Source organism: Lentzea aerocolonigenes, from assembly GCF_000955955.1.
GTDB classification, from domain to species: domain Bacteria; phylum Actinomycetota; class Actinomycetes; order Mycobacteriales; family Pseudonocardiaceae; genus Lentzea; species Lentzea aerocolonigenes_A.
In genome coordinates this window covers 1-12,631 of sequence record NZ_JYJG01000506.1, presented here as the reverse complement: position 1 = coordinate 12,631, position 12,631 = coordinate 1, and the positions used below count along the sequence as shown (strand labels likewise).

Below are 12,631 nucleotides of genomic sequence, written 5' to 3'. Positions count from 1 at the left end.
GTGGCGCCCGGCGTGATCCGCACCGATTTCTCCGCTGCACTTGTGGGCAACGAGGACCTGCACGCGGCGGTGGTCGCGAAAACGGCGTTGGGCCGGGTGGGAGAGGCTGCCGAGGTCGCGGGAGCCGTGGCGTACCTGGCCTCGTCCGCCGCTGCCTACACGACCGGCTCGATCCTCGTCGTCGACGGTGGGACAGTGGCGTGATGGAACTCGTACCGCTGGGGACGATGACCGCCAGGCTGAGGAAGCCTTACCTGCTCCCGAAAACTCCCGTCGGCGACCGGTTGATCTACGAGGTGGAGTCCGGCACGTTCGAAGGCGACCGTTTGCGCGGCGCGATGCACGGCACGTCGACCGCCGACTGGCTGACCATCGGCCCGGACGGCACCGCGACCCTCGACGTGCGGTCCGTTCTGCTGACCGACGACGGTGCCTATGTGTTTTTGCACTACTCGGGACGGGTTGACGTCTCGAATGGTTCCGGTGCGCCTTTGTACGCGGCCCCGCTGTTCGAGACCGGCGACGACCGCTACCGCTGGTTGAACCGCGTCCAGGCCGTCGCGAAGGGCGTGCTCGACGGCCTGGTCCTGACCTACGAGGTGTGTTATCTGAGGTGAAATTCACCCGACTTCCGGGGGTTCCGGGCGGGTCGGCGACTGCGGAAGCGTCGTTGCCGACCATCGATCCGGAGGGGTGTTGTGGTGAGGAAGCGTTGGGGCGCGGCGGCTTTGGTCGCCCCGTTGTTGATGTCCCTGGTGGGAACGGCCTACGCGGAACCGGGGCCGCTGGACGAGTACTACACGCAGCCCGTGGCGTGGGCCGAATGCCCGGCGGGCTGGGTGACGCCGACGACGGGTGTCGAGTGCGCCACGGTGATCGTGCCGATGGACTACAAGAACCCGGGCAACGGCAACCTGGAAATCGCCATCTCGCGGAAGAAGGCGGCTGATCCCGCGCGCCGCAGAGGCGTGCTGATGACGAACCCGGGTGGTCCCGGCGGATCCGGACTCGGTGCGGTGCACTGGTTCAACGCGCAGACAGATGTTCTGCGCATGTACGACATCATCGGCATGGACCCGCGTGGTGTCGGCCGTTCGACCCAGCTGCGTTGCATCTCGACGCCGTCCGACGACTCCTTTCCGTCGCGCCCAACGGATGCGGAGCTCTCGAACTGGTCCGAGTACGCGCGGTCGATCGAGGCGAACTGCGAGCGCGGCGGCGGTGAGATGCGCCGGTTCATCTCAACGATGAACACCGCGCGGGACATGGACGTCATCCGCGGGGCGTTGGGGGAGAAGAAGGTCTCGTACGTCGGCTACTCGTACGGCACCCAGCTCGGCGCGGTCTTCGGCTCGATGTTCCCGAAGTCGCTGGACCGCAGTGTGCTGGATTCCGCGTTGGACCCGCTGAAGACGTGGCACGAGCAGGACGTCGACGTGGTGGACGCGATCACGGACAACGTGCGCAAGTGGACCGAGTGGACCGCGGCGCGCAATTCGACGTACGGGCTCGGTTCCACGCCTGAGGCTGTGCGCGCGGTGCTGGACGGGATCGCCGCCAAGCTCAAGGCCGGCCCTCATGGTGGCTACGCGGACGTTTCGTCGTTCGACTACGCGGTCGGTGCTACCCGCTACCGCCGTTCGTGGGCGGCGTTCTCGCGTCACATCGTTTCGGTTGTGGCCGGAACTTCGTCTGCTGAAGAGGCTTCGGCTGTGGTCGCGGCTTTGAAGAAGGGTGACATCGAGCCGACTTCTGCGGGTACGTATCAGGCCGTGACGTGCGAGTGGGACTGGTTCACCGATGTGAACACCTACTACAACGACATGAAGCGGTGGCGGGACACCAACCCGTACGGCGGCACCGTGGACTACATGGCGCCTACCAACTGCACGTTCCGGGCGTTCAAGCGGCCGGAGAAGATTCCGGCGATCACGCGGAAGTACCCGGCCGGTTTGGTGGTGAACTCTGACGGTGACACGCAGACGCCGTTGGCCAACGGGCGGGTCATGGCCGAGCACCTGAACGAGCCGCTGATCAACGTTGCCAACGACGGTCAGCACGGGCACTACGCGTTGCGCCGCAATGCTTGTGTGGATGCTTTGGTCAACAAGTACCTGGTGTCCGGGGTTTTGCCGGCGTCGCGGGTTACTTGTGCTGGTACTGATATCGCGGAGAACGTGCCTCCCGGCCAGGCCACGTCGATGTCGGTGCAGTCTTCGCGGCCGTTGAGCGACATCCTCGGGGAGATTGCTTCGGAGACGAAGCCGTTCTGACGGACGGAGAATCCCCCCAGGGGTGGGCGCGTGGGGTCCGCAGGCGGTCGCTTTGCGATGGCGGGTTCCTGTTGCGTGCTTCCCCTGGGGGCTCTGCCCCCAGACCCGGCAATCTGATCAGGGACCCCACCGCCGGGGGCGCTCGCTGAGGGCGGGGGCTCGGCTTCGCCATCGCATGATCAGGCGTACCAGGTGCCGCCGCCGGTTTGGTGGTAACCGAGGGCGCGGTACGTCGCGTCCACAAGGGACTGGCCTCGGGCGTTCACGCCGAGTCCCGCGCCCTGGCGGTTCATCGCGTAGCCGAACGAGAGGCGCGCCTTCGGGTCCGCGAACCCGAGCGAGCCGCCCATCCCGTTGTGCCCGAACGCCTCTTCGGACACCAGCAGTCCCTCGGCGTCGTTCGCGGGCAGGTGCGCGTTGTCGCAGGCCTTCTGGAAGCCGAGCCCGAATCGCGACGGCACCATCACCACGGCGTCCGCTCCGGCCACCGCGACGTTCGACATCTGCGGGATCTGCGATTCCTCTACCAGCCGCACGCCGTTGTAGGAGCCGCCCAGGGCCAGCGGGCGGTACACGCCGGCGAGACCGCGGGCGTTCGAGATGCCGCCGATCGCGCCCATCTCGGCGGCGTGCGCGGCGCGGGAGTCCGACTCGCCGGGGGCCATGTAGCCGCCGTTGTTCAGGAGCATCAGGCCCGGGACGGACTCGGGCTGGGTCATCGCGGTGATGAACAGGGACGGCAGCAAGATGCCGGGCTGTGTCGGGTCGACCGGGATCGTGGGTGCTACGTGGGGTTCGAGGTCTTCCGGCAAGCCCATCCAGAAGTCCAGGCCCAGCGGGCCGGAGACCTCCTTCTCGAAGAACTGGCCCAAAGACAGACCGGTGACGCGGCGGACGATCTCGCCGACCAGGAAGCCGAACGTCAAGCCGTGGTAGCCGTGCCGCGTGCCCGGCTCCCACAACGGCTTCTGGGCCGCGAGCGACGAAGTCACGAGCTCCCAGTCGTAGAACGCGCCGGCCGGCAGCCAGGAAGTCAACGCGGGCAGGCCTGCCTGGTGCGACAACACGTGCCGGACGAGCGTCGTGTCCTTGCCCTCGGCGCCGTACTCCGGCCAGTAGCGAACCACCGGCGCGTTCAGGTCCAGGGCTCCCCGCGAGGCGAGGATGTGGGCGCACAGAGCGGTCGCGGCCTTGGTGCACGACCACACGTGCACGATGGTCTCCTCGGACCACGGCTGGCCGGAGACGGGGTCGGCGACACCGCCCCAGAGGTCGACGACGGGTTCGCCGTCGAGGGTCACGTGCACCGAGGCGCCGACCTCGCCGCGCTCGGCGAAGTTGCGTTCGAACTCGGTGCGGACCTCTGCGAACTGCGGGGCGCAGGTTCCCTGGATCGACATTGACCCTCCTCAAGGGCGGGAGCGGCGGTAGGACTCAAGGCCATCACTCAGAGGAACCACGGATTAGTAGGGAACACTTAGCGGCTAACGTGCTGAGCCTCGCACGGAGCAATCAAACAACCGAGAGTGACTGATCGCCCACGGAAAGCCGCCCTTGCCGAGGCGCGACACCCACATGGAAGACTCAGCGCTGCTCCGCCGAAGCTCGCCGGGAGGCCGTCATCGTCGACACTCGCAGCGTTCTCGTGGGACGGGAACCGGAACTGCGCGCCGTGCTCGACTGCGTGGACGCGGCGCCCGCGACCGGCCTCGTCGTCGTGCAGGTGAGCGGGGAGCCCGGGATCGGCAAGACGAGTCTTCTGGCCGAGCTCGCCCGCCGTCTCGAAGAACGCCACTGCGCGGTGCTGGCGAGTGCCTCGGACGTGCTCGGCAAGCGCATCCCGTACGGCGCGGTGGTCGCGTTGATCAGATCGCTCGCCACGCCGCTCGACAAGATCCGCGCGGATGCCTTGCAGGCACTGGAGGTTTCCAGCGCGGAGGACTCCGGCGCGTGGTTCGGCCGGGCGTGCGACCGGGTGGTGCGGTTGCTGACCGAGCTCACCGCGACGCGCCCCGCGGCGTTGCTGATCGACGACCTCGACCATGTCGACGACGACTCCCTGGCCCTGCTGACGTTGGTGCTGCGCCGGGTCTCGGCGGCCCCGCTGGTCCTGATCACCGCGAGCCGCCCGCACGCGGGCGAAGCCGGCGACAACTTGCTGGACCGCGTGGAACAGCACGCGGAGGTTGTGCGTCTCGCGCTCGCCCCGCTGTCCGGCGCGGACGTCGCCCGCATCGTCGAGGCCGTGCTGCAGACCGCTCCGGACGACGCCCTTGCCCGCGAGGTCCAGCAACGATCCGACGGCAACCCCTTCTTCGTCACCGAGATCGCCCGGTCGTTGAGAGAACTCGATCTGGTGACGGTCGACAACAACCGGGCCCGGCTCACGGTCTCCCCGGACGCCATCCGCCTGACCCGCCGCGAGGCCGTGCTCCGGCGCGTCGCCCCGCTCGAGAACGACACACGGCTCGTAGCGCGCGCTGTTGCCGTGTTCCGCAGAGTCAGGCTCGACCAGATCTCGCTGCTCGCGCGCGTCGCATCACTTCCTGAGCAGACCGTTGTCGCAGCGTTCGACGAACTCCTGCGCGCGCACATCGTGGTCCACGACGACGAACGCGGCTACAGGTTCTCGCACGCTCTGGTAGGCGAAGCGCTGTACCACGAGGTCGGCCCAGCCCAACGCCGTCACCTGCACTCACTGATCTCCGCACGCCTGCTGGAAGACCGTGCTCAGGGCCTCGCGGTGGACCTGCTCCAACTCGCCTGGCACCTCGCCGAGTCCGCGGCCCCGGGCGACCGGGTGGCGGTCGCAGTCCTGGCCGAGGCGGCTTCGGTGGCCCGTGCGACGGCACCGGAAACCGCCGCCGCCCTGTGCGCCAAAGCCCTACAACTGTTGCCGCGCAACGCTTCCGAACGCTCCGAGCTGCTCGCCCTGCAATGTCGGGTGCTCGCGCGGGCCTCACGTCCGGCGCTGGCCATCGAACCAGGCCTCGCCGCGCTCGAATCCTTGGAGCCAGGCCAAGAACGCACCCGCGTCGCCACGGCCGTCATCTCCTCCCTCTTCTCCGTCGGGCGCACGGCAGAAGCGATGGAACTGGCCGATGACGAGGTCGCGCGCGGGCCGGTCCCCGCGTCGTTGGAAGCCCAACGCGCCGTGCTCCTCGTCTACAACAACCGCCACGACGACGCCGTCACCGAAGTAGCGCGCATCGAGGCCCTCCCGATCAGCTCGCCGGCCGAGGGCGTGATCGTCTTCGAGCACCTGGCCATGCTGTCCTCGTTGCTCTTCCAGCACGACCGAACCGTCGAGCACGCCAACCGCGCCCTGTCCTACAGCGACGGCCAGCCGATGCTCGAACTCCAGGCCCTCTCGGTCTGCGCGTCGATCACCGCGCTCGCCGGCCTCGTCCACGACGCGGAGTGGCGCGTCAGAAGGGCCGAGGAACTCGTCGACCAGGTCGGCTCGCACGGCTTCCGCGCCGAACGGGCGGCGTCCCGAGTGGCGCTGGACTGGCTCGGCGGCCGCTGGGACGCCGCGCTCGACGGCATCGGCCGTTGGCTCCCGGACGTGGAAGCCGCCCAAGCCGACCAGGCTCTCGGTGTCCTGCAAGCGATCGAGCTCTCCATCCGCACGTGGCGCGGCGAGCTCGACGTCGCCGCCCGGCTCGCGTCGCTGCCGGCCCCGCAGTCGGTGAACATCTCCAAGCTGCACGCCGCCGCCCTCGCCGAGTACCTCATCGCACGCGGAGACACAGACGCCGCGTACAAGTTGCTGGGCGACGCGATCGGCTCACGGCTCGAAGCCGCGTACTCCTGCGTCCTGGTCGCGCGGATGATCGAACTGGATTTGGAACGAGGGCACGAGGACCAGGCCCTCAAAGCACTGGACCGGCTGTCCGAGGTGTCGCCGACGAGGGTGTCGCCCTGGTCGCGCACCACGATCCGCCGCGTCACCGGCGTGCTGCGGCAGGACGCGGACCTGTTGCGGGAGGCCGTGTCCGAGGCGGCGCTGGGCGGCCTGGAGTTCGAGAAAGCCCGCGCCCAACTGGCTCTCGGCGAGGTCACCGACGAAGAGGTGCCCACACTCGTCGAGGCCTACACCACCTTCCAACGCCTTGGCGCGCACGGCCTGCGCCGACAAGCGGGCAACCGCCTCAGGACGTTGGGCGCCAAGGTGCCCAGGGCGAGGTCGAAGGCGCCGGGCCTGCTCACCGAAGCCGAGGAGAACGTCGCCCGCCTGGTGCAGCAGGGCATGCGCAACCGCGACATCGCAGCCGCGTTGCACTACAGCCCGCGCACGATCGAGGTCTACCTCTCCCGGATCTACGCCAAGCTGCACGTCTCGTCGCGACTCGAACTGGCCCGCGTGCTCGACGCGATGCAGCAGCGCTAAGCAGGCGGCACCATGCGGCCGAGCCGTTTGCGCACACCCTCTTCCTGGTACCGCGCAACGGTTTCGGCCAGCTGCTCGCACGCCCGCTCGATCGCCTGCCTGGCCTCGTTGCGCTCGCTCGTGATCGCGCTCAGGATCAACCCGGTCAGCGCCACCGACCCGTTGAACGCCTGCAGCACGATCATCGTCGCCAGCAGGTCGTCCTGCACGAAATGGCCACTGGCCGCCGACATCACGGCGGCCACCGAGATGATCACCGCGCACGGGGCTGCGATCGCGTGCTGGAACCGCAGCGCCGCCCAGATCAGCATGGGGAACACCAGGAACAACAGGCGTGACTCCGACACCGTCACGAACGCCGCGAGCACGGCGGTGACGATCAGGATGCCGCCCGCCTCCACGAGCCTGCGTGGGGCGGCGTTCCAGTGCCGGGGCAGCGTCAGCAGCAGCGGAGTGAACACCAGCACGCCCATCGCGTCGCCCGTCCACCACACCGACACCACGGCAGGGACCTCGTGCCACGGGATGTCGCCATTGATCTTCAACGCCGACGCGCCGGTGACCGCGCTGATCAGCATCGCGCCCAGCGCGCCCGCGAACACGAGCAGCAGCGCGTCCTTCAACCGGTCCAGCTGCTGCCGGAACCCGAACCGGGTCAGCAGGTACCAGGCGGCCAGCGGCGCGAGCGTGTTGCCGACGGTGATCATCAGGGCCCCGACGGGGCCCGCGCCGAGTGAGATGTTGGCGGCCAACGCGCCGAGGGCGATGCCCGGCCAGATCCTGCGGCCCGACATCAGCAGTGCCGCCACCGAGATCCCTGTCGGCAGCCACAGTGGAGTGACCTGGCCCTTGACCAGCGCCAGGACCAGCCCCACCTTCGCCGTCGCGTAGTAGGCGACCGCGACCGCGAGGATCGTCGTGGTGGTGCGCAGTGCGGCGTTCACCGGCACATGCTGCACCTGTGCACACCCATTCGCCATACCTCGCCACGCGGCGTACCCACTCGGACTCACTCCGCAGGCCGGGTTCGGCGGCGGCGACCCTCGCATTCGTGTACTTCAGGTCTCTGAGCAGCACTGATTCTTAGTTGTCGTGGAAGCCGCACTACAGCCCGTCGCCCCGAGACCGTGAGATGGCAACATGCGCACAGCCGAGGCGGCCGACGAGGTCCGGGTCGAGGACGGCGGACGTCGCGTGGTGGTGGTCGCCGGACGCCTCCACCTGCCGGTTTCTGCGGGTGTCACGGACGAGCAGGCGCTGACGCTCGCGAGAGCGGGCACCACGGCGTGGCACCTCCTCCGCACGTGCGCGCACCTCAGGCCGGACGAGTCGATCGTGGTGCACGACGCCGCGAGCGAGATCGGCACGATCGCGGTTCAGCTCGCGCGCAGCTTCGCGGCCGGCCGGGTCATCGCCACCGACTCGAGCCAGTCGCGCAGGCGCAAGGCGCTCAAGCTCGGCGCGGACATCGCGGTCGAGGCCGATCAAGACGGGCTCGCCCAGCGTTTGGTACAGGCGAACGAGGGCAAACAGGTCGATGTGGTGCTCGATCCGGGCGGCACGCTGAAGGCCTCGCTGGACGCCATCGCCCCGTTCGGCCGGATCGTCTGCTATGGCGTTGACCAAGACGAATCCATCAAGCTGACCGGTCTGCTCGGTGGCTCGCGCGCGGTCATCGGGTTCCGTTTCGAGCACACGCTGGAACGTCCGGACATGATCGCCAGGGCTGTCAGTGAGCTGTTCGGGTTGACCTCGGCTGGGCGATTGCGTCCGATGGCAGCTGACTAGTACTCGTTGGTAACAAGCCGTTTAAGGGGACGCATGAGGACCGTGTTCACGACCTGCCCGCTCTGCGAAGCGACGTGCGGGCTGGAGCTGACGGTCGAGGGCGACCGCATCACGAAGGTGCGCGGCGACCGCGAGGACGACTTCAGCAAGGGGTTCATCTGCCCCAAGGGCGCGTCGCTCGGCACGCTCGACGCCGACCCGGACCGCCTCTCGACGCCGCTGATCAAGCGCGACGGCGAGTTCCAGGAGGCGACCTGGGAGGAGGCCTTCTCGTACATCGACGAGCGGCTCGAGGACTTCCCGGACCGCAACTCCGTCGCGATGTACCTGGGCAACCCGGTCGTCCACTCGCTCGCCGGCGGCCTCTACGCCGGGCCGCTGCGCAAGGCGCTGGGCAGCCGCAACGTCTTCACCGCCAGCACGGTCGACCAGATGCCCAAGCACGTCCAGGTCGGGCATATGTACGGCAGCATCTTCTCGATCCCGGTGCCGGACATCGACCGCACCGACTTCATGCTGGTGCTGGGCGCTGACCCGTTCTCGTCCAACGGCAGCCTGTGGACGGTTCCGGACGTGCCGGGCCGGTTCAAGGAGCTGCAGAAGCGCGGCGGGTCCTTCGTCGTCGTCGACCCGCGTCGCAGCCGCACGGCGGCAGCCGCCGACCAGCACATCGTGATCCGGCCGGGTACGGACGTGTTCCTGTTGCTGGCGTTGATCCACGAGCTGTTCCGGCAGGACCTGGTCGACGTCAAGGACCTCGCCGAGCACGTCACCGACCACACGGTGATCCGTGAGCGCGTCATGCCGTTCAGCCCCGAAGCCGTCGAGGAACGCACGGGCGTCGAGGCGGCCACGATCCGCGAGCTGGCTCAGAAGCTGGCGTCTGCGGAACGTGCCGCGGTGTACGGGCGCATCGGCACGACGACCGTGGAGTTCGGCACGGTCGCGTCGTGGGCGGTCGACACGCTCAACATCCTCACCGGCAACCTCGACCGGCCCGGCGGCGTTATGTGGCCGCTGCCCGCGCACAGCAAGCGCGGGCCGGGCAAGGGCAGGGGTTTCGGCATCGGCCGCTGGCACAGCCGCGTCAAGGGCCACCCCGAGGTGATGGGGGAGTACCCGGCCGTCACGATGGTCGACGAGATCGAGACGCCGGGCGAGGGCCAGGTCCGCGCGCTGTTCACGATCGGCGGCAACCCCGCGCTGTCGTTGCCGAACTCGGCCCGCGTGAACGCTGCACTGTCCTCATTGGACTTCATGGTCAGCGTCGACCCGTACCTCAACGAGACCACCCGGCACGCCGACGTCATCCTGCCGACGCCACCACCGTCCCGTCGTGACCACTACGACATCGCGTTCCTCAACAACTCGGTGCGCAACGTGGTGAAGTACTCGCGCGCGGCGATCCCGTTGGAGGAAGGCAGGGTCGACGAGACGGACATCTTCTTCCGGCTCGCCACGATCTTCAGCGGTCTCGGCCCGTCGGCCGATCTCGACGCCATCGCCGCCATGCAGCTCGCGGGTCTCAAGCAGCAGCTCGGTGTCGACTTCGAACCAGAGGGCGAGACGCGCGAGGAACGCTTGCTGGACCTCAAGCTCCGCACCGGCCCGTACGGGGTGTCGCTCAAGCAGTTGCTCGACAACCCGCACGGCATCGACCTCGGCCCGCTCACGCCGCGCCTGCCGGAGATCCTCCGGACTGTTTCCGGCAAGATCGACCTCACGCCGGATCCGATCATGGACGACCTGCCGCGCGTGCTGACCGCGTTGGAGACGCCCGAGACCGACCTGGTGCTCGTCGGCCGCAGGCACCTGCGCACCAACAACTCCTGGATGCACAACGTCCCCGCGCTGGTGAAGGGCAAGCCGTTGTGCACGCTGCTGGTGAACCCCGGTGACGCGCAACGGATCGGCCTGACCGACGGCAAGACCGCTCAGGTGACCTCGCGCGTCGGCAAGATCGAGGTGCTCGTCGAGGTCACCGGCGACATCGCGCCCGGCGTCGTCTCGATGCCGCACGGCTGGGGCCACGACCTGCCCGGCACGCAGCTCACCGTCGCCCAGGAGCACGCCGGCGTGAACGTCAACCTCCTCACCGACGACCTCCGCATCGACCCGCTCTCGGGCACCGCCGTTCTCAACGGCACCCGCGTGCAGGTCGTGCCCGCGTAATCACCCGATCCGCAGAGGAGCCGCCATGACCGCCGGAGTCGCCAGCCCGAACGCGGTGCAAGCCGTCCGCCGGATAGCCGACCTGCCGTTCCTCGCGGAGCAGGCGTACGGGGACGCGGTGGCGTGGCGGTTCAAGCAGAACGGCGAGTGGCGCGAGCAGACCTACGCCGAGGTCTCCGAACAGGTCCTGGACCTCGCGTCCGGGTTCGTCCACGCCGGACTGCAGCCGGGTGACCGGGTCTGCGTGCTCGCCAACACGCGTCCTGAGTGGACGGCGGTCGAGCTCGCGGTGCTGGCGGCTGGCGGCATCGTCGTGCCGATCTACCCGTCGAGCACGTCGGAGGAGATCGCCTGGGTGGTCGGCAACTCCGGCGCGTCGATCGTGGTCGCGGAGAACGAGTCGCAGTGCGTCAAGGTCGAGGTCGTCCAGGGAGAACTTCCCGAACTGCGAACAGTTTTCACGATCGACCCGGCTGGTGACCGGCCGAGCGTCGCTGAGCTGCAGGACACCGGCCGCACCTCACCGCTGGCCGCCGAGCTGGACTCGCGTCGCGCGGCGATCAAGCCGGAGGACCCGAGCCTGATCATCTACACCTCCGGCACCACCGGGCCGCCCAAGGGTTGCATCCTGACCAACGCGAACTGGGTCGCGCTGTGCCGGGTCGCGGAAGAGGCCCGCATCGACGCGATGACCGGCACGGTGTACCTGTTTCTGCCGCTGGCGCACGTCTTCGCGCAGATCGTGATGTTCGGGACGATGTACCGCGGCGGCGCGCTCGCCTACTTCGGCGGTGACATGACGGCGATCGTGCCGGAGCTGGCGGAGGTTCGGCCGACCTTCCTGCCTTCCGTGCCACGCATTTTCGAAAAGATCTACACGTTCGTCACGGCCGCGGTTCCTGCCGAGCAGCTGGGCCAGGCGGTGACTCTCGGGCTCGAAGTGAGGCGCCGTCGTGCTCTCGGCGAGCCCGTGCCCGCCGAGATGGCCGCGGCGTTCGAGCAGGTCGACGCGCTGTTCGCCAAGGTGCGCGCGGTGTTCGGCGGCCGGCTCGTGCAGGCGTTGTCCGGTGCCGCGCCGATCTCCCGCGAGGTGCTGCAGTTCTTCCACGCGGCCGGGGTGCCGGTGCTGGAGGGCTACGGCATGACCGAATCGACCGCGGTGGGCACGATCAACACGTTGGATCGTTTCAAACTCGGCTCGGTCGGAGCGTCCGGAGTGGCCGGTCTGGAGATGTCGCTGGGGGAGGACGGCGAGCTGCTGATGCGCGGCCCGCACGTCTTCGCGGGCTACTGGCGCAATCCCGAGGCCACCGCGGCCACGATCCAGGACGGCTGGCTGCACACCGGCGACCTGGGCGAGATCGACGCGGACGGTTTCGTGACGATCACGGGCCGCAAGAAGGACATCATCATCACCGCGGGCGGCAAGAACATCGCGCCGGCCAACGTGGAGAACGTCCTGCGGCAGTCCCGCTGGATCTCGCACGCGGTCCTGTTCGGGGACCGCAAGCCCTACTGTGTGGCCCTGCTCACACTCGAAGCGGACGAGATCGTGCCGTGGGCGACCGCGCGCGGCTTGCCTGCCGACCTCGAATCTTTGGTGGGTCACCCGGACGTGCGAACGCTCGTGCGGGAAGTTGTTGACGAGGCGAACTCGCACTTCGCCAGTGTTTCCCAGGTGAAGAAGTTCGTGCTGCTCAGCCGTGATCTGTCCCAGGAGGAGGGTGAGCTCACCCCGACCCTGAAGGTCAAACGCAACGTGGTGCACCGTCTTCACTCTGGGTTGTACGAAGGGCTCTACCAGTAACCCGTACGTACGAGAAATCCAAAAACAGGTACATCCACCCTGGCGCATTCGGTCCGCTCAGGGCAGAGTGGGACACCAAGCGGCGCTTGGCCCCCTCCCCCCTCGGGCCCAGCCGCTTCGCGGCCCCGGCTCATGGTGTACTCCCCCCAGACACCTTGCCGGGGCCGCCTTGCTTCACGATGAAGGGAACCTTCATCC

9 protein-coding genes are annotated in these 12,631 nt (G+C 68.4%); 7 read left to right on the top strand and 2 right to left on the bottom strand.

Annotated features, from left to right (window positions below; genetic code table 11):
- The 3 genes from UK23_RS45085 to UK23_RS45075 all read left to right on the top strand — a co-directional run.
- Positions 1-204, top strand: a 204-nt coding sequence (locus UK23_RS45085; protein ID WP_156213855.1) for an SDR family oxidoreductase, incomplete at its 5' end; no start/stop codon positions are given.
- Complete coding sequence (locus tag UK23_RS45080; protein ID WP_045317990.1) at positions 204-617, top strand: DUF3237 domain-containing protein; 414 nt, start codon at positions 204-206, stop codon at positions 615-617. The genes UK23_RS45085 and UK23_RS45080, both read left to right, overlap by 1 nt.
- A gap of 84 nt (positions 618-701) precedes the next feature.
- The gene (locus UK23_RS45075) at positions 702-2,273 is read left to right on the top strand and encodes an alpha/beta fold hydrolase (protein WP_156213854.1); all 1,572 of its coding nucleotides are present in this window, start codon (positions 702-704) and stop codon (positions 2,271-2,273) included.
- A gap of 179 nt (positions 2,274-2,452) precedes the next feature.
- Here UK23_RS45075 and UK23_RS45070 read toward each other — a convergent pair whose 3' ends face one another.
- Positions 2,453-3,673: a serine hydrolase domain-containing protein gene (locus UK23_RS45070; protein ID WP_045317989.1), complete on the bottom strand. Its 1,221-nt coding sequence runs from the start codon at positions 3,671-3,673 to the stop codon at positions 2,453-2,455.
- A gap of 245 nt (positions 3,674-3,918) precedes the next feature.
- Between UK23_RS45070 and UK23_RS45065 the strand changes: the two genes are divergently transcribed.
- The gene (locus tag UK23_RS45065) at positions 3,919-6,666 is read left to right on the top strand and encodes a helix-turn-helix transcriptional regulator (RefSeq protein ID WP_045317988.1); all 2,748 of its coding nucleotides are present in this window, start codon (positions 3,919-3,921) and stop codon (positions 6,664-6,666) included.
- Here the strand turns inward: UK23_RS45065 and UK23_RS45060 are convergent.
- Complete coding sequence (locus UK23_RS45060; protein WP_196778166.1) at positions 6,663-7,610, bottom strand: MASE1 domain-containing protein; 948 nt, start codon at positions 7,608-7,610, stop codon at positions 6,663-6,665. The genes UK23_RS45065 and UK23_RS45060 overlap by 4 nt on opposite strands.
- A gap of 196 nt (positions 7,611-7,806) precedes the next feature.
- On the opposite strand from UK23_RS45060, the gene UK23_RS45055 reads away from it, so the two are divergent.
- From UK23_RS45055 to UK23_RS45045, 3 genes are read left to right on the top strand one after another with little or no spacing between them, the layout of a single operon-like run.
- On the top strand, positions 7,807-8,454 hold the full coding sequence (locus tag UK23_RS45055; protein ID WP_052685622.1) for a quinone oxidoreductase family protein: 648 nt from the start codon (positions 7,807-7,809) through the stop codon (positions 8,452-8,454).
- Between the two features lie 33 nt (positions 8,455-8,487).
- Positions 8,488-10,626, top strand: a complete 2,139-nt coding sequence (locus tag UK23_RS45050; RefSeq protein ID WP_045317986.1) for a molybdopterin oxidoreductase family protein — start codon at positions 8,488-8,490, stop codon at positions 10,624-10,626.
- A gap of 25 nt (positions 10,627-10,651) precedes the next feature.
- Positions 10,652-12,433: an AMP-dependent synthetase/ligase gene (locus tag UK23_RS45045; RefSeq protein ID WP_045317985.1), complete on the top strand. Its 1,782-nt coding sequence runs from the start codon at positions 10,652-10,654 to the stop codon at positions 12,431-12,433.
- The last annotated feature ends 198 nt before the right edge of the window (positions 12,434-12,631 follow it).